The 17,073-nt window shown below is 55.0% G+C and carries 15 protein-coding genes; 7 read left to right on the forward strand and 8 right to left on the reverse strand.

The features are described 5' to 3' along the window. Positions 1-80: 80 nt before the first annotated feature. Positions 81-1,370 carry an NAD-dependent malic enzyme gene (locus tag BUB13_RS06130; protein ID WP_425269179.1) on the reverse strand — a complete coding sequence of 430 codons (1,290 nt, stop codon included), beginning with the start codon at positions 1,368-1,370 and terminating at the stop codon, positions 81-83. A gap of 167 nt (positions 1,371-1,537) precedes the next feature. Between BUB13_RS06130 and BUB13_RS06135 the strand changes: the two genes are divergently transcribed. After that, positions 1,538-2,533: a dihydroorotate dehydrogenase-like protein gene (locus BUB13_RS06135; RefSeq protein ID WP_072906834.1), complete on the forward strand. Its 996-nt coding sequence runs from the start codon at positions 1,538-1,540 to the stop codon at positions 2,531-2,533. Between the two features lie 171 nt (positions 2,534-2,704). Here the strand turns inward: BUB13_RS06135 and BUB13_RS06140 are convergent, their stop codons facing one another. From BUB13_RS06140 to BUB13_RS06150, 3 genes are all read right to left on the reverse strand, one after another. Then, positions 2,705-4,033, reverse strand: coding sequence for an anaerobic C4-dicarboxylate transporter (locus BUB13_RS06140; protein ID WP_072906835.1), 1,329 nt, complete (start codon positions 4,031-4,033; stop codon positions 2,705-2,707). Positions 4,034-4,177: 144 nt separating this feature from the next. Next, positions 4,178-4,870, reverse strand: a complete 693-nt coding sequence (locus BUB13_RS06145) for a response regulator (protein ID WP_072906837.1) — start codon at positions 4,868-4,870, stop codon at positions 4,178-4,180. Between the two features lie 12 nt (positions 4,871-4,882). Then, complete coding sequence (locus tag BUB13_RS06150; RefSeq protein WP_208610131.1) at positions 4,883-6,481, reverse strand: ATP-binding protein; 1,599 nt, start codon at positions 6,479-6,481, stop codon at positions 4,883-4,885. A gap of 224 nt (positions 6,482-6,705) precedes the next feature. On the opposite strand from BUB13_RS06150, the gene BUB13_RS06155 reads away from it, so the two are divergent. Together BUB13_RS06155 and BUB13_RS06160 are read left to right on the forward strand one after the other, a co-directional pair. After that, complete coding sequence (locus tag BUB13_RS06155; RefSeq protein WP_072906839.1) at positions 6,706-6,936, forward strand: hypothetical protein; 231 nt, start codon at positions 6,706-6,708, stop codon at positions 6,934-6,936. 56 nt (positions 6,937-6,992) lie between these two features. Further along, on the forward strand, positions 6,993-8,276 hold the full coding sequence (locus BUB13_RS06160; protein ID WP_072906841.1) for a multiheme c-type cytochrome: 1,284 nt from the start codon (positions 6,993-6,995) through the stop codon (positions 8,274-8,276). 357 nt (positions 8,277-8,633) lie between these two features. Here BUB13_RS06160 and BUB13_RS06165 read toward each other — a convergent pair whose 3' ends face one another. From BUB13_RS06165 to BUB13_RS06180, 4 genes are all read right to left on the reverse strand, one after another. Continuing rightward, positions 8,634-8,915, reverse strand: a complete 282-nt coding sequence (locus BUB13_RS06165) for a rhodanese-like domain-containing protein (RefSeq protein ID WP_072906843.1) — start codon at positions 8,913-8,915, stop codon at positions 8,634-8,636. Between the two features lie 131 nt (positions 8,916-9,046). Further along, positions 9,047-9,736, reverse strand: coding sequence for an Rcat domain-containing protein (locus BUB13_RS18510; RefSeq protein WP_084091795.1), 690 nt, complete (start codon positions 9,734-9,736; stop codon positions 9,047-9,049). A gap of 185 nt (positions 9,737-9,921) precedes the next feature. Beyond that, positions 9,922-12,078 (reverse strand): L-lactate dehydrogenase (quinone) large subunit LdhH, encoded by a 2,157-nt coding sequence (gene ldhH / locus BUB13_RS06175; protein WP_208610132.1) that lies wholly within the window; start codon positions 12,076-12,078, stop codon positions 9,922-9,924. An 11-nt stretch (positions 12,079-12,089) separates the two neighbouring features. After that, positions 12,090-12,656, reverse strand: coding sequence for a LutC/YkgG family protein (locus BUB13_RS06180; protein ID WP_072906847.1), 567 nt, complete (start codon positions 12,654-12,656; stop codon positions 12,090-12,092). 464 nt (positions 12,657-13,120) lie between these two features. On the opposite strand from BUB13_RS06180, the gene BUB13_RS06185 reads away from it, so the two are divergent. The 4 genes from BUB13_RS06185 to BUB13_RS06200 all read left to right on the forward strand — a co-directional run bounded on the left by BUB13_RS06185 (position 13,121) and on the right by BUB13_RS06200 (position 17,042). Further along, positions 13,121-14,278, forward strand: coding sequence for a TRAP transporter substrate-binding protein (locus tag BUB13_RS06185; RefSeq protein ID WP_072906849.1), 1,158 nt, complete (start codon positions 13,121-13,123; stop codon positions 14,276-14,278). A 325-nt stretch (positions 14,279-14,603) separates the two neighbouring features. Further along, positions 14,604-15,104 carry a TRAP transporter small permease subunit gene (locus BUB13_RS06190; RefSeq protein ID WP_072906851.1) on the forward strand — a complete coding sequence of 167 codons (501 nt, stop codon included), beginning with the start codon at positions 14,604-14,606 and terminating at the stop codon, positions 15,102-15,104. 62 nt (positions 15,105-15,166) lie between these two features. Continuing rightward, on the forward strand, positions 15,167-16,510 hold the full coding sequence (locus tag BUB13_RS06195) for a TRAP transporter large permease (RefSeq protein WP_072906853.1): 1,344 nt from the start codon (positions 15,167-15,169) through the stop codon (positions 16,508-16,510). Positions 16,511-16,532: 22 nt separating this feature from the next. Further along, the gene (locus tag BUB13_RS06200) at positions 16,533-17,042 is read left to right on the forward strand and encodes a universal stress protein (protein WP_072906855.1); all 510 of its coding nucleotides are present in this window, start codon (positions 16,533-16,535) and stop codon (positions 17,040-17,042) included. The last annotated feature ends 31 nt before the right edge of the window (positions 17,043-17,073 follow it).

Consider the following 17,073-nt stretch of genomic DNA (forward strand, 5'->3'; position numbering starts at 1 on the left):
TCAATACGATCCGGGCCGGGAAAAGTCACGCAGTGGTAGCATGTCAGGCAGGTTGGTTCAAGATTTTTCGGCTGCAGGCGTTACCAGGGTTTGATCGCTCCGGACTCCAGTCCGGCCCGTTCAACAGCTGCGGTCACAGCCTGATGCACTTCGGGATGCAACAAGCCCGGAACCAGCTCGTTCTCCTCCGCACACTTGGCAATGGTTTGAGCAGCGGCAATTTTCATCTTGTCGTTGATCCGGGTCGCGCGGATGTTCAGTGCCCCGCGGAACAACCCCGGAAAAGCCAGCGCGTTGTTGACGCTCTTGCCATCGGCAGCAAAGGCGGCACCACTTTCCACCGCCAGTTCCGGCTCGATCTCCGGGTTCGGATTCGACAGCGCCAGAATCACCGAGCCCTTGCGCACCATCTCCGGCTTGATCAGTTGCGGGCAACCGGTGGTGGCGATAACGATATGGGAATCTCTCATCACATCGGTCAGCGAACAGGCTCGACCGCCGATCGACTCAAAACGTTTGCAGGCATCAGCATCCAGATCGGTGCCGATCAGGCCGCTGACACCGTAAGAGGTCAGCAGCTTGCTGATCCCCATACCGGCAGCGCCAAGACCGATAACACCGACCACTGATTTACGCAGCATCAGACCGGAGAAGCGGGTGGCGTTAAGCAGAGATGCGAGCACGACAACGGCGGTGCCATGCTGATCGTCGTGCAGAACCGGGATATCGAGTTCGCCATCGAGAGTATCTTCGATCTCGAAGCACTCCGGCGCTTTGATGTCTTCCAGCTTGATGGCGCCGAAAGTCGGAGCGATGTTGCGCACGGTGTCGATAATCACCTGCGGGTCGTGATTCTGAATCAGAATCGGCACACCGCTGACGCCAACCAGTCGGTCGAACAGCGCCGCTTTGCCTTCCATCACCGGCATCCCGGCAACAGCACCGATATCGCCAAGCCCGAGGATCGCCGTGCCGTTGGTGACAATCGCCACCTGGTTGGGGATCGCGGTGTACTGGTAAGCCAGCTCCGGACGTTGCTCTATGTCTTTACAGATTGCTGCGACGCCAGGCGTGTAGATTTTGCGCACATCGGAGATGGTGTTTATGTCGACGCGGCTTTTGGTAGCAATCTTGCCGCCCTTGTGGATAGCCTGCACCAGGTCAAAGACATCTTCGACGATCACACCCTCAAGCAGCGTCAGGGCGTCGATGACATCTTCGAGCTGATCTTCACAAGAGACGAAGATCACCAGCTCTCGGGTACTATGCGTGCGGCCGGAACGAATCAGCCGGATATCACCGATGCGCACGTTCTGGTTACCGATTTCAGTCGCAACCCTTGCCAGATGGCCCGGCTTGTCGTACAACATCAAACGCAGGCACTTGGCGATATCTCCGGTGCTATGCTCGCTTCTCATAAACACGGTCTCCCTGATGCATTACAAAGTAGAACTTGATAAAGGTGACTCAGCCGGTCCATTATAGTCACTCGACATTCTTGTGCAATCACTAAATACCCACAAAAAAGGATGCTTTGATGTCTGATCTTTCGACCCGCTACCTTGGCCTTGAGTTAAAAAACCCATTGGTGATCGCCAGCTGCGGCCTGACAAGCAGCCTGCAGGGCATACAGAACTGTGCCAATTCCGGCGCCGGGGCCATTGTCCTGAAGTCGCTCTTCGAAGAGCAGATCAACGCCGATATCGCCGCGTTGCGTGAAGCCGCCGGCGAATTCGCCCAGGCCCACACCGAGGCATTCGACTACCTGGAAGGCTATGCCCAGGCTTGCGGGCCGCAGGAGTACCTGCAGTTGATCCGCGAGGCGAAAAAATCGGTCGACATCCCGCTGATCGCCAGCATCAACTGCATCACTGCAGAGCGCTGGGCAGAGTACGCTGCGCAGCTGGAAGCTGCCGGTGCGGATGCGCTGGAAGTAAACGTCGGCTTCCTCGCCAACAGCATGGATCTGTCGAGTACAGAGGTGGAAGCGCGTTACCAGCAGATCCTGCGCGCGGTCAAAGAGCAAGTGAAGATTCCGGTGGCGCTGAAAATCGGGCCCTATTTTTCATCCTTCGGTCAACTTGCGCAAATGCTCAGCACCGGCGAGCAGGCGGCTGACGCGCTGGTGCTGTTTAACCGTTTTTACCGTCTCGACATCGATGTCGACAAATTGCAGGTGAACGCCGGAAATCCCTATAGCAGCGCTGATGAGCTGCATACATCGCTGCGCTGGATCATGCTGCTGGCAGGGAAGCTCGATTGCCAACTGGCCGCCACCACCGGCATCCACAGTGGCAAGGATGTCGCCAAGCAGTTGCTGGCCGGGGCCGATGTCACCCAGATCTGCTCGGTAATTTACGAACAGGGATTTGCCCAGGTACAGGCCATTCTCGATCAGCTGCAAAGCTGGATGCAGCAACAGGGATTCAACCGCATCGACGATTTCCGTGGCAAGCTGAGTCAGCAGCAAAGCAGCGACCCGGAAAGTTACGAGCGGCTGCAATACATCAAGGGTTTAACCGGGCTGGAATAAATCCCCCCTCTCCCTAAGGGAGAGGGTTGGGGTGAGGGGGAAGTAACGCGAGGAAATAATCCCCCTCATCCGGCCTTCGGCCACCTTCTCCCCAAGGAGAAGGAATCAAGTGAAAGCAAACGGCCCCACCAATTTGGCAGGGCCGTTCTTTTTTCGAATGTTCTTTTTCAGCTAGCCAAGCAACATCATGCCGAGGGCGTAACCGACCAGCGTGGCGCAGAGCACCCCGACCAGACCGGGCATCATGAAGCTGTGGTTGAAGTACCACTTACCGATCTTGGTGGTACCGGTGCTGTCGAAGTTGACGGTGGCGATATCTGACGGGTAGTTCGGAATGAAGAAGTAACCGTAGCAGGACGGCATGATCCCGATCAGCAGCGCCGGCGAAAGTCCCAGACCCAGGCCGACCGGCAGCATCATCCGGCAGGTCGCAGCCTGGCTGTTGATGACGATCGAGACCACGAACATCGCCAACGCGAAGGTCCAGGGGTACGCGGTGACCATCTCGGTGATGCCACCTTTGAACGCCGGCATGGCAAACTTGAAGTAGGTGTCACTCATCCAGGCGATACCGAAGATAGCGATAGCGGCAACCATACCCGATTTGAAGACGACGCCTTCCGGCACCTTGGAGGTCTTGGTCTTGGTGACCAGCAGGATAATGCCGCCGAAGGCGAGCATCATCATCTGGATGATAACCGACATCTTGATCGGCTTCTCACCGACTGCCAAAGTGCGAATTTCAGGCACCATGGCGATAATAACGATGACGACCAGGGCGAGGATGAACAGCAACACCGAGTTGCGTGCCGAAGTCGGCAGTTTTTCATCCAGAGTGGTGGCGGTCGTCTCTTCAATCCGCTCTTTCCAGACCGGGTCCTGCAGACGCTTCTGGTATTCCGGATCATCTTCCAGCTCGACACCACGCCGCAGACTGTAGAGCGACATGGCGACAACACCGATCAGGGTCGCCGGGATGGTCACCGAAAGGATCGAGACGAGAGTGATCTTGTCGGAAATGCCGGAGAGCTGGGACAGGTAATAGACAACCGCGGCAGAAATAGGGCTGGCGGTGATGCCCATCTGCGAAGCAACCGAAGAGGCAGCCATCGGCCGTTCCGGGCGGATGCCATTTTTTAGCGCGACGTCACCGATAATCGGCATGATCGAGTAAACGGCGTGGCCGGTCCCGAGCATGAAGGTCATGGTGTAAGTGACCAGCGGGCCGAGGATGGTGACCATTTTCGGCCGCGAGCGCAGCAGCCGTTCGGCTACCTGCAGCATGTATTTCAAACCACCAGCCGCTTCGAGGATCGAGGCACAGGTGACAACCGCCAGAATGATCAGCATAACGGTGATCGGCGGGCTGGTCGGCGGCATCTTGAAAATAAAGACTTCGATCGCCAGACCGATGCCGGAAACAACGCCCAGACCGATGCCACCATAACGGCTGCCAAGATAGAGCATCAACAACAGGAAGAGGAATTGGATATACAACATAACGAGACTCCTTTCGAAATGGCGGCACCGCCGCCCTGCTTTTAAGGAGACTCTAACCCTCTCGTAACTAGCTGTATATAAAACGGATTTAAAAAGGATTTATTCTTTTGTGGAGATTTTGGTGATTGTGCTCACGGCAAGAAATCAGTCATTCCGCAGATACCTGCGCTCCGGTCTGCCGACCACGCCATAAATCAGATCGGCTTTCAAAAAACCCTCGGTGGCGAGGAATTCCAGGTAGCGGCGGGCGGTCGAGCGACTGATGCCGACCGCCTTACCGACCTCTTCAGCGTTCAGGTCAGTCACGGACGGATCGTCGAAGACGTTGCGGACTTTGGTCAGGGTCAGCGAATCGATCCCTTTGGGGATAGCGCCGGTGTCGACTTCCGGCGCGCGATGGGCATGCAGCAGGCGATCGACATCCCTCTGATCCAAGGCCCCACCTTTCTGCAGTTGGCAGAAGTAGTCGTAATACTTCTGCAGCGCTTCCTGAAAGCGGGGGAAGAAAACCGGCTTGATGATGTAATCGAAAACACCGCGCCGCAACGCTTCCTGCAGCGAACTCATTTCACGGGCTGCGGTAATCAAAATGACATCACAGGGCTGCTCGCTGCTACGGATCCGTTTCAGCAGGTCCATACCGTTGCCTTCGGGGAAAAACAGGTCAAGCAGCACCAGGTCAGGCTGGAGAATTTCAACCATCTCGGCAGCATCGGCAATAGCGTTGGCGAGACCGACCACCTCGAACTGCGGGAGTTTCTCGACAAACCGCTGATGCAGCTCGGAGATGCGCATGTCGTCTTCGACCACCAGCACCCTGACTTTATTGTCCGCCATCGCTCGTCACCTTCACTTCGGAATAATCACGGTAAACAAAGCGCCGCCCAGTTCACCATCGCTGAAAGTAATTTCACCGCCAACGCTCTCGACCGCCCGCTTTACTAGCGCCAACCCGGTTCCGCGTGCGCCGCCCTCTTTCGTGGAAACACCACTATCGAACAAAGTCGCTGCAACCTCTTCCGCCACCCCCGGCCCGGAATCTTCAACTTCAATAATCAGGTCGGGTCCGAGGTCTGTCAAATAAAGCCTCACCAGTGGCTTGTCGTTCGATTCGCGCACGGCATCGAAAGCATTATCGATCAGGTTGCCGAGGATGGTCACCAGCGGTTCGCGCTCCAGTTCCGGCGGCAGGTCGGCAAAAGAATTCTGCGCATCGAATTCCAGGTCGATCTTCAGCTCGCAAGCGCGGTTGTATTTCCCCAGGATCACCCCGGCGATCACCGGATCGGGGACGGCCTCGGCCAGGTTGCGAATCAGCTGCTGATAACCGCTCGCTTCGTTGATCACCAGGTCGAGGGCTTCCTGCTGCGCGCCTAACTGCAGCAGACCGGCGATGGTGTGCATTTTGTTGGAATATTCATGGGTCTGGGCGCGCAACAGCTCCGAATATTCCTGCGCATGCGATAGCTCGCGCGCCAACCGGTCCAGCTCGTCCTTGGGGCGGAAACTGGCGACCAGTCCGCCCCGCTCCGCCGCCAGCGGGAGAATGCTGACGATCATTGGCCGGTCCTGCAACACCATCTCCTGGTCTAGAAGCTTTTCACCACGCTCCAGTGCCAGGGCCAGTTCAGGACAGGGGCAAACATCTTTCAGCGGAACCCCGCGTAGTTTAAGATCAAACTCTTCCCCAAGATATTGGCGCGCAGCAACGTTGACAAAAGAAAGCTTGCCATCGCCATCAACAGCAATAATCCCTTCGCGGATTGCACCGATAATGGCGTTACGCTCATGGAACAGGGCCGCAATCTCGTGAATCTCCAGCCCCATGATCGCCGATTTCAAGCCATGGGCGATGGCGGTTGCGCCGAACACGCCGAATAACAGGACGATCCCGACATAACCGAAAATTTCCATCCGCTTGTCCTGGATCATCGATTCAATATTGCTGATCAGGTAGCCAACAGCGACAAATCCGACCACGTCGCCATCATCACCGCGAATGGGCACAATTCCACGCAGCGAAGGACCGAGAGTTCCGACCGCCTCGGATGCATAGGACCGTCCCTCGCGCAACGCTGGACCGAGGTCTCCGCCGACAAAGCGTTTGCCGATATTCTCCGGATCGGGATGGGAGAAGCGAATCTCGTTATTGTCGCCGACCACCACGTACTCGGCCCCGGTCGCCTGCCGGATCGCTTCCGCAACAGGTTGCACCATGTCAGCATCCCGCGCCCGCAGGCCCTGGCGGATCTGCTGATTGATCGCGACTGATTGCGCTACTTCCAACGCTTTTTTCCCGATCTGTTCGCGTAACAGTTTTTCTGCTGAATCGGAAAAAAGCGCACCGATCAAGCTGACCAACAGGATCAGCAACGCGGTCACCAGCAGGCTCAGTTTGGCCTGCAGTCGTCGAGGCAGGAAACGATCGATCAGTTGATAAAAAGGCACGATACTCTCCGGGGGACAGAAACAAAGCTCTGCAGGTTAGAATAACACACCAATCACAACTGCGGGATATGGCCATTTTCAATACAAAGTGATGCTTTTCCGCCACACGAATTGTAAAATAAGTTGAAAGATAGCCATAAAATAGGTCTTACCAATTGGCACGAGCCTTGCCTGCAATATTATTTGCATTATTCGTAAAGCTCTACCCCAAGGAGATAGAAACAATGGGAAGAACCTGCATTGGCAGCCCAGCCAAACATATCGTGTCAACCCGCATTAACGAAGAAGAAATGCAACTGCTACAGCAACTGGCAGATCAACAGGACGTGAACATATCCACACTGCTGCGGCAGAGTCTCAACCTGATCGTTGAAGATGCACTGAGCAAATCTCAAGTCACGCTGGAGGATGCCCCGGAAGGGCGACTCTTCAGCTTGACACAGACTCGCCAGTAGCAAAATTGCCCAATTAAGCTATACTGCCTCTTTCATTGACACCAAGGAGGCATGTGATGAAAAACTACTCTCTGACTGTTCTGATTGCAGCCATTGTTCTGCTGACGTGCGGGGCATCGATGGCGAACGATACGTGCCTCGACTGCCACAGCGAAACCTCTCCCGGGCTGGTGCAAGACTGGCAGATCAGTAAGCACGCAGCCATGGGAATCGGCTGCACAAACTGCCACGGCGAAGCGCACAGCACAGCAGATGACTACAAAAAAGCCACGCTACCAGACGAAAAAGTCTGCGCCCAGTGCCACCAAGAGCAGTTTACTTCTTTTTCTCACGGCAAACACAATTACGGCTGGACCTCTCTTAACGCCATTCCTGCCACCCATTTCGCCCCGGATGAGTTGATCGAAGGTGGCCGCGGCTGCGGCGGCTGCCACAACATGGGGATCAAAACCGATGAGCAGAAAGCCGATCAACTGGCGAAAGGCTACCGCTACCAGAACAACTCCTGCGACGAGTGCCACACCCGTCATGCGTTTTCACTGAAAGAGGCGCAGAACCCGAAAGCCTGTCAGCAATGCCATATGGGCTACGATCACCCGCAGTGGGAAATGTGGTCCAGCTCGAAGCATGGCACCCGCTACTTCATTCAGAAGGAAGGCGGCCTCCCGGACGGCGCCGCCGCCCCGACCTGCCAGACCTGCCATCTGCCGGATGGCACTCACGAAAACCGTACGGCATGGGGATTTCTGGGCGTCCGTCTGCCTCTGCCCGAAGATCAGCAGCAAGCTGCCGACCGGGTCACCATCCTCAAAGCACTGGGTGTACTCGATCCGGAAACCGGCAAACCAACGGCCATCTTCGAGGCCGTTAAAGCGGTCGACATGGTTCGCCTCGATCAGGCTTCCTGGCAGAAGGAACGTGACAAAATTTTGAAAATCTGCAGTCAGTGCCATTCGACTGCGTATGCCAAGGAGCAGCTGGACATGGGCGACGCCATCCTCGGCAAAGCCGACCGACTGATGGCTGAAGCGATCAACACCGTCGCTGCACTGTACAGAGAAGGAATCATCAAGAAACCGGCAGGATATCCGTTCAACTACCCCTTCCTGCTCTCTTTCATGCACACTAACGGTGCGGCCTGGAATGAAAATCTGGACGAGCTATCCTACATTGATCAGGTCCTGGTGCGGATGTATATGAAGCATCGGATGCGTGCCTACCAGGCCTTCTTCCACGTCAACCCTGATTACGCCTACTGGTATGGCTGGAACATGATGACCGAGGATCTGGGCGAAATTAAAGCGTTGGCAAAAACACTACGCGCAGAGCAGCAGAAGTAAACAAACAAAGATACGGGCCGATCCCCAAAAGGAGAGGCCCGTTATTTGTATTCAACGAAATCCCCAAAAACGCTTGCAACTTGAACAGATTGGCAAACTGACCTATAAAAGCGACATGACCTAAATTCTTTTGATCACAGGACACGCCGGAGGTGCTGGTGGAGGATAGCAAAATATCTATTGCTCAAACTTTCAGCCCTAGAGCCTTGGCCCCAAGCAAGCTCTTTTCCCTCAATCAGCAACTGTCGGCAATCCTGCTGCCATCCACGCCTTTAACCCCCCTTTCAGCGGAAAGACATTAAAGAAACCGGCTTTTATCAGACTTCGCGCCAGACCGGCGCTTGCACTTTCATCCGGTCAAGTACAATAGACGACAATCGTTTTATCCTTCGGCAAGTCACGGCTGAGACGGTCGATCGTTTCTGTCGGGTGATAAAGCTCGGCGCCTGGGATCTTAACTTTGAGGGACGCCCCGGCCAAATTCGTTCGCGTGTCGAGGAAAAAAATGTCTTTACCGCCCTGCAAACTTTCCTGAACCTCTGAAACAAGGACCCTGGGAGGCTCGTTAAACCTGGACAGGCCGTAGCCGGCAACCAGCAGCAGTAAAAATGCGGACGATAAAATCAGGAAAAGCTTCATGCCTCCTCCTTTTAGCTGGAAATCATTACCGATCCAGTCATCTTATCAGCAACCTTGCGTCCTCGGCCAGTCCCGCGCACAAAAAAAGCCGCTCCAACGGGAGCAGCTCTTTGAGTTACGATGCAATGCATTCAGCGCAATCTAAGTCTGCCCAACAATTTACCCAGATTGCGATTGAGAAAATGATCACGCGACAAAGAGGAAAAAACCGGCGAACGGCGCAATTCAAAGCGTCGTAATTCCCGCATCAGCTGTGGATGAGGGCCCAATTTTATCCCTTTACGAAAAGCCTTTAACGCTGGCCCCCGCTTGCCGCCCAGCAGGTATATCCGCCCCAGATGTAAATAATGATCGGCCTGCGTCGGCTCAGCGTTAATAGATTCCATGCAAATGCGAACGGCGCCGGTAAACTGATTTCGAGCCTTGGCCCGGCAGTACGCAAGAGCCGATTGCAGCTTCGGTGTGCTGCTTATTTTCTCCGCCTCTTCTAAAAGATGGAGCGCTTCAAGCTCATTATTTGCATTCAGAGCAGTCATGGCGTCATCGAATAACTCATAATACCTGCCTGTGGAAATCCCTTTGTCTTCCTCAGTTTTCGGCTCTGGCTCCGGTTCCGCAGCGATCACCTCTTCCTGGACAGGAACCTCTGCGTCCGGCAGTGAACTATCAGCAGCTTCTTCTAGCGGCTGAATAGCGTCCTCTATAGCAAAGATTTTACGACAGCTGGGACACTTGCACTGGGTCGAATTTTCAGGAATATCACTGCGGGAAATTTCTTTGGAAAAAGCGCAGTCAGGGCAATAAAATTTAACCTGCGGCATAAAACCCCCAAGGGACAGGAGAACTGGAGTAAATGTTAAAAATAGCTCATACGAGCAAGCAAAGCAAGGGGCAAGACAACTCTTCGAAGGCCGCCCAAAAAAATACCCTGTTCCAGTAGGAGGTCCGGAACAGGGCAAAGCACGTGGGAGAGAGAAGATATCCACGTGTAAAGGATTTGTGTGTTTTACTTTTTCTGCCTCAGCGCTTCTGCGAGAAGCTCGATGGTATGCTGTGCGCGCACCTTCGAATCTTGTTTTTCCAGACCACCGCGAATCTGCATCATGCAGCCGGGGCAGTCCATGGCAACGCAGCTGGCGCCGCTTTCGGCGATATCTTGCAGTTTGTCACCAAGAATCCGCTTGGAGATCTCGGGGTGACTGGTCAGCGAGTAGGACCCGCCGAACCCGCAGCAGCGGTCCGCGTGATCCATCTCCACCAGATCATGTCCGGCCGTTTCGATCAACTGGCGCGGTTCTTTCCAAACTCCGGCGCCCCGCTTGAGGTGACATGAATCGTGATAGGTCACCTTCTCACTGGCCGCCAGTTGCTTGAACTGATCGGCAGCGCCGAGCTGGTTGACGACAAAACCAGCTGCATCGACAGTGATTTCTGCCAGCCTTTCCGCCTTCGCCGCCCAGGCCGGGTTGTCTTTCAGGTGCTCGACGAAATCACGTTGCAGCGCCATGGTACAGGTCGGACAGGTCGTGAGAACAAAATCGGGATTGCCTTCGAGCATGGCATCGATATTCTGTTTCGCCAGCTCGATAGCGGTCTCCTTGTCGCCGGAGTAGAGCGCCGGAACACCGCAGCAATTCTGCTCCTGTGGGTAGAACACTTCAACATCGAGCGCATTCATCACCGTCACCAGGTCAAGCCCCAGCTCCGGGTAGAGGAAGTCATTAGCGCAGCCGCCGAACAGGGCAACCCGGTAGCGCGGCTTTTTTACCTCCTGTTCCTGCTGCAGGATAACATCACGCAGCGGCTTCTCCGCCACCGCAGGCAGGGTGCGCCATTCAGTCAGCGAAGAGAAGAACAGCGGAAGATGACGGATCGAGCTTTCGCCGCGGGTCACTGGTTTCTGCATCACGCTGGCAGCGCGGATCAAACCGTGGAACAGCTTGCGGTTGCGCATCACCTTACGGAAAACGATATCCTTGCCAGCGCCAATCCCCTCCTCTTCACCGATGGTTTCGCGCAAGCTGAGAATAATTTCTTCCAAGTCGATCTTGCTCGGGCAGATCGCCACGCAGGAGCGGCAACCGATACAGGCCCGAACGATTTCCGCAGCGTTTTCCAGCCCGTGGAAAAAGGCCGTCAAAATAATACCGATAGCGCCGATATAAATATGACCGAAAACATGACCACCAACGGTTTGGTAAACCGGGCAGACGTTGGCGCAGGCGCCACAGCGGATACAGTTAAGCGCGTCCTGGCATTGCGGTGATTCGGCCAGCGTACTGCGGCCGTTATCGAGCAGTACGATGTGCAGATCTTTCTCCTCGCCGTCACAGGGCACCGCACCGCGAATCCAGGTCACGTAGGAAGTCAGCGGCTGACCGGTCGCATTTTTAGGCAGGACCCGGACGACCTTGGTCGCATCTTCCAACGTCGGTACAAGTTTCTCGATACCGACCAGCGCGACGTGGGTTTTCGGCAGCGTCGACGCAAGCCGGGCATTTCCTTCGTTGGTCACCAGTGCGATCCCGCCGGTTTCGGCAACCGCAATATTGGCGCCGGTGATACCGATTTCGGCATCGAGGTAGCCTTGCCTTAACTGGTTCCGCGCCACTTCAACCAGGTGGGCAATTTCAGCTTGTTCGGTTTTGCCGGTTTCCTTGCTGAACAGCTCGGCGACCTCTTCCTTGAACATGTGGATCGCCGGCATCACCATGTGGCTGGGGCGCTGCCCGGCCAGCTGGATAATCCATTCGCCAAGGTCGGTCTCCAGCGCCTTGGTGCCGGCCTTTTCCAACGCGATATTGAGATGGGTCTCTTCGCTGGCCATGCTCTTGCTCTTAACCGCCAGCTTGGCCCCCTTCTTTTTCGCCAGCTCGGCGATGTAGTTATTTGCATCCTCAGCCGTTTTGGCCAGATAGACGGTCGCTCCTGCTGCTTCAGCGTTCTGAGTGAACTGCTGCAGCAACTCGGCGTGATTTTCCCGGACAGAGGTTTTCATCTGCGAGATTTCATCCCGCATTGCCTCAAAGTCGTATTTTGCGAAAGCATTGCCGCGCGCAACCAGGAAGGCATCGCCAAACTTGTGCAGAGCGTCCTGCAGCTTGGGAGTGGCGAGGGCCTTATCGATCCGCTGGCGATAATCTTTGCTTCTCTGCTTGTTCATCATATCGCTCCTTACATTTCCAACGGATCGTTTGAAAGTTTCGGTACCAGCAGGATATGCAGCTCTTTCGGGCCATGCACGCCAATCGTCAGCACCCGCTCGATGTCTGCAGTGCGACTGGGCCCGGTAATGTAAGCGATATAGTTGCGCGGATCGCGCTGGTGTAGCTGCCGCAACGGCTCGACCGCCTCAAGGCTGTCGGCATAAATTTTCGCTGGATCAAGCAGGGCGAAGTGAACTTCCGGCAGCGTGGTCGCCAGGCGGATATCTTCCGCGGTGCTCTCCAGCGCCAGCGTGCCGGTGTCTGCCATCGCGAAGTTCACGCCAGTGATCCCGGCTTGAGCGCTGGCAGCCTGGTTGCGAAAATCTTCGGTCACAACCTTTAGCCCCGCTTTCTTCAATTTATCAGCCAATCCATTCTTTTCGCCGCTGACAAATGTCGGGCACAGTAGAGAACCATCAACTCTCTCTACTAAGTAATCGACGGCCTGTTTCAGGCCTTTACAATCGACCACCTGCGCGCCGACAACTTCTGCAGCAGCGACAAAACTCTTTTTCAATTCTGGTAAATTCTTCATGATAATCCCAAATTGGTCTGACCACTTCAAAAAGGTTAACTGCAATCAACAGAGCCTGTCAAGCAAAACAGCACCAATACTCAATAGCGACAGGTGGCAAAATTAATTTTCCCAAAAAAGTTTACCACAGCTGGACGATACTTCTAACACTCTGATTTAAAAATAGATTTTTTCTGCATCTAGCGTTCATTTCCAATTTCATCCGGGAGCTCGCAAATCACCGCTACCCCCTGTAAACCTGTATCACCACGTATACGCCCGGTGGCGCAAAAGCGCCTGACAGACCAATACAACATAAAACATCTTTTGATTTTTTCCTTGACTTATTAATTTAAACAACACTATTTTCAACTGGTCTTACCAGTATACAAATTTATACAGCATGCCATTTTGGCAATTTATCAAAGCGTGGATGTATAACAGCATCCGAAATCGACCACGGAACAGAGAGAGGAGCAAGAAACATGAGAGCAATGAAGCTGATCGTCAGCCTGCTGGTTATCGCCAGCCTCTGCATCGCCCCGAACGCGTTCGCTGCCAAACGCGAGAAATTCGGTACCGACAAACGTCACGAAGAAGTAAAGCGCGAGCTGCGTAAAATCAAAACTTCTGAGGACGAAATCAAGTGGAAGATGGTTATGCCCTGGAGCAAGGGCCTGCTCTTTTACGATATCGCTCAACACTTTGCCGACAGCGTAAAGCTGGCTTCCGGTGGCCGCCTCGACATCAAGCTGTTCTCCTCCGGTGAACTGGTCGGCGCCAACGAAGTGTTCGATGCTGTCTCCAAGGGTTCGGTTCAGATCGCCCACTCCTCTCCTCTGTACTGGAAAGGCCGTAACGAAGCTTTCGTCGCTTACGCCTCGGTTCCTTTCGGCCTCGACGCTGAAGGCTACAACATCTGGCTGTACGAGCGCGGCGGCCTGGAAATGTTGCAAGAGCTCTACAAGCCGTACGGCATCTACGCTCTTCCTGCTGGCCAAACCGGCCAGGAAATGGGCATGTTCTCCAACAAAAAAGCCACTAAGATGAGCGATTTCAAAGGCATGCGCGTCCGGACTCCGGGCTGGAACATGGATATCCTCAACGGCCTCGGCGCGTCCGTTTCCCCGCTGCCCGGTGGTGAAGTTTACCTCGCCCTTGAGCGTGGCGTTATCGATGCTGCCGAATACTCCACCCCGGCCATCAACTACCCGATGGGCTTTGACGACATCACCAAGTACGTCATCGAGCCTGGTGTTCACCAGCCTGGTTTCCAGTGCGACCTGATGATCAATCAAAAAGCCTGGGACAGCCTGCCGGCGGACCTGCAGTGGATCGTTAAAATTGCAGCCAAGGAAACCCAGCTCTGGTCGAACGCCTGGATCGAAAACCTGAACACCGAAGCGATCAACAAGTTTAAGGAAAAGATCGAGTTCGTCACCCTCGACAAAGACACCCGTATCGAATTCGCCAAGACTACCAAGGCTTACCTCGACCAGGTCAAAGCAAAGCACCCGGACGTGAAGGCTGCTCTCGATTCTCAGGAGCAGTTCAAGAAAGACTTCGCCGAGTGGCGTCGTCAGCGTAGCGGCGTGACCCCGTGGCCGATTGATGAGTACATCGCCGGCGAGCACATGCAGTAGGTCGCTGCGGCTTTGGTCCCAGTGCTGCGTTGTCGGCTCTCCGGAATGCTCGCTTATGCGCTGCATAAGCTGCGCTTCCAACTAGCCTGCCGCCTTGCTCTGGAACCAAATCCACACCGCTATCAGTAGCCGTTAAATAACAATGGCGGGAGTTAACACTCCCGCCAATCAAAAAAACAAAAGTTCGGGCAAAAGGTCTTTGTTCGCCCAAGTCAAGGGTGTTTGTCGCCAGGACGGCGACAACAAGTCCCAGGGAGGGATTAACACGTCCCTTGGATTGGGCGAGCAAAGACCGGCCCGAAAAGCAAAATCAAAGAGGTGCAAAATGCAACCTTTAGCAACTGGAATCAACCGCCTGAACAGCACCACCGGCCGCTTCATCTCCTACCTGACGGTGCCGCTGATTCTGGTGGTTGTTTACGAAGTTTTCATGCGTTACGCCTTCAACGCCCCGACCGTCTGGGCTTTTGAAGCAACTACCCTGATGTACGGCTGCCACTTTGTGCTCGGCTTCGCTTACACCCACCAGCATAACGGCCATGTCGCCATCGACGTTTTCGAATCGAAGCTGCCGCTGAAACCGCGCACCATCTTGCGCATCGTCGTCAACCTGCTGTTCTTCATTCCAACCATCGGCATGCTGTCCTATTACGCGATCCGTTACGCCATCACCTCCTGGCAGGTTCTGGAGCGCGCCTCCACCTCCTGGGCACCACCGCTGTACCCGTTCAAAAGCATTATGGCAATCGGCTTTACCCTGCTCTTTCTCCAGGGCGTCGCCAAGCTGATTGAAGATTTTAAAAGTCTCGGTAGCGCCGACGAGTAATCGTCCGCGTGGTTAATTTGCTAGTTCGTTTCCGGCAAGCCTGCCGGAACATGGAGAAATAGATGAGCGCTGAAATTCTCACAATCCTGATGTTCTGCACCCTGATGGCGTCGATCGCCCTGGGGCACCCGCTGGCCATCACCCTGGCTGCGGTCGCCACCCTGTTCGGCCTGATCGACAATGGCGGCAACATCGAAGGCCTGTTCGACCTGTTCGTCAACAACGCCTGGGGCCTGGAGCAGAACTACGTCCTGGTGGCCATTCCGCTGTTCATTTTCATGGCCCAGATTCTCGACCGGTCTAAGGTCTCCGAAGGCTTGTTCGACGCCCTCTACATTGTCCTCGGCGGACTGCGCGGTGGCCTGGGGATGGCGGTTATCGTCGTCTCGACGGTTTTCGCCGCGACCACCGGCATCATCGGTGCTTCGGTTGTTGCCATGGGCCTGATGGCCGGCCCAGCGCTGCTGCGTCGCGGTTACGATCGCGGTCTGGCGTCCGGCATTATCTGTTCTTCCGGCACCCTCGGCATCCTGATTCCGCCGTCGATCATGCTGGTCGTTTACGGTGGTCTGACCGGGATGAAGGAAACTTCGGTCGGCAACCTGTTTGCTGGCGCCATTCTGCCAGGACTTCTGCTCTCCGGTCTCTACCTTGGCTACGTGGCGATCCGCTGTGCCATCAATCCGAGTCTGGGCCCGCCGATCCCGGCCGAAGATCGCACGGCCACCGTCGCTGAAAAAGTGATGATGACTGCCAAGAGCTTCGTGCCTCCCTTCGGCCTGATCCTCACCGTTATGGGGACCATCCTCGCCGGTGTCGCCACCCCGACTGAAGCGGCAGCCCTCGGCTGTCTCGGCGCTATTGTGCTGGCAATTGCCAACAAAAAGTTTAATGTCGAGGTCCTGAAATCGTCCTGTGAAGCGACCCTTCGCACTACCGCGATGATCATGCTGCTGTTCGTTGGGGGCAAGCTGTTCTCGGTGGTCTTCCTGTCGATGGGTGGCGGCGACGTGGTTGCCGACCTGCTGCTCGGCATGGACGTTAACGACTACGTCATCCTCGCTATCATGATGGCAGTTGTTTTCATGATGGGTATGTTCATCGACTGGGCGGCAATCCTGCTGGTGGTTGTGCCAATCTTCACCCCGATTGCCAGCGACCTTGGTTTCGATCCCCTGTGGTTCGCAATGCTGGTCTGTGTAAATTTACAGACCTCCTTCCTTACCCCTCCCTTCGGTTATGCGCTATTCTATTTCAAAGGGGTGGCACCACCGGAATACACCATGGGTGATATCTATCGAGGGATTATCCCTTTCGTCATCATCCAGGTTGTCGGTCTAGCGTTGATGGTGACCTTCCCGGAAATCATCACTTACCTGCCGTCGGTCTTCTTCGGCGGAGGCTGATTCGAGGCGAAAGGAGAGAACTATGCTTCCAAAAATCAAAACCATTCTCTATGCAACTGGCATGGGAGCGGGAGCCCCGCACGTCTATCGCTATGCACTTGAAATGGCCAAACAGCATGACGCGAAAATCATCGCGGTTTCTGCACTGGAGAAACTCTCTCCTTTTGCCCAGAACCTGATTGCCGCCCACATTCCGGAAAGTACGCAGAATCAGATCCATGATGACGCCCACGAGTACGCCAAAGAGAAACTTCAGGAACGAATTTCTCTGCTCTGCAGCAAGGAATCTGGAGGCGACACACAGGCAGCGGAAAGATTGAGCGAAATACGAATCGAAGACGGTGCCCCGGCAACAGTCGTCCTCGAGGTTGCGAAAGAGATCGGGGCCGATCTGATCATCATGGGTTCACATCGGCACACCGTCATCGGCGATGCCATGCTCGGTACCACGACCCACAAAGTGCTGCACAGCACTGATATTCCGGTACTGGTCGTGCGCATCCCTGATGGCTTCCACGAAGAAGGATTTTGAGCACAACCCTAGCGAATTTTCAGGAAAACAT

The organism is Malonomonas rubra DSM 5091, from assembly GCF_900142125.1.
In the GTDB taxonomy this organism is placed as follows: domain Bacteria; phylum Desulfobacterota; class Desulfuromonadia; order Desulfuromonadales; family Geopsychrobacteraceae; genus Malonomonas; species Malonomonas rubra.

Bases quoted from the DNA above. Each gene is read 5' to 3' on its own strand.
- BUB13_RS06130 (WP_425269179.1), bottom strand. From the start codon at position 1,370: ATGTTGTACGACAAGCCGGGCCATCTGGCAAGGGTTGCGACTGAAATC.
- BUB13_RS06135 (WP_072906834.1), top strand. From the start codon at position 1,538: ATGTCTGATCTTTCGACCCGCTACCTTGGCCTTGAGTTAAAAAACCCA.
- BUB13_RS06200 (WP_072906855.1), top strand. From the start codon at position 16,533: ATGCTTCCAAAAATCAAAACCATTCTCTATGCAACTGGCATGGGAGCG.
- BUB13_RS06165 (WP_072906843.1), bottom strand. From the start codon at position 8,915: ATGAAGCTTTTCCTGATTTTATCGTCCGCATTTTTACTGCTGCTGGTT.
- BUB13_RS06140 (WP_072906835.1), bottom strand. From the start codon at position 4,033: ATGTTGTATATCCAATTCCTCTTCCTGTTGTTGATGCTCTATCTTGGC.
- BUB13_RS18510 (WP_084091795.1), bottom strand. From the start codon at position 9,736: ATGCCGCAGGTTAAATTTTATTGCCCTGACTGCGCTTTTTCCAAAGAA.
- BUB13_RS06185 (WP_072906849.1), top strand. From the start codon at position 13,121: ATGAGAGCAATGAAGCTGATCGTCAGCCTGCTGGTTATCGCCAGCCTC.
- BUB13_RS06145 (WP_072906837.1), bottom strand. From the start codon at position 4,870: ATGGCGGACAATAAAGTCAGGGTGCTGGTGGTCGAAGACGACATGCGC.
- BUB13_RS06180 (WP_072906847.1), bottom strand. From the start codon at position 12,656: ATGAAGAATTTACCAGAATTGAAAAAGAGTTTTGTCGCTGCTGCAGAA.
- BUB13_RS06155 (WP_072906839.1), top strand. From the start codon at position 6,706: ATGGGAAGAACCTGCATTGGCAGCCCAGCCAAACATATCGTGTCAACC.
- BUB13_RS06160 (WP_072906841.1), top strand. From the start codon at position 6,993: ATGAAAAACTACTCTCTGACTGTTCTGATTGCAGCCATTGTTCTGCTG.
- BUB13_RS06195 (WP_072906853.1), top strand. From the start codon at position 15,167: ATGAGCGCTGAAATTCTCACAATCCTGATGTTCTGCACCCTGATGGCG.
- BUB13_RS06190 (WP_072906851.1), top strand. From the start codon at position 14,604: ATGCAACCTTTAGCAACTGGAATCAACCGCCTGAACAGCACCACCGGC.
- ldhH (WP_208610132.1), bottom strand. From the start codon at position 12,078: ATGAACAAGCAGAGAAGCAAAGATTATCGCCAGCGGATCGATAAGGCC.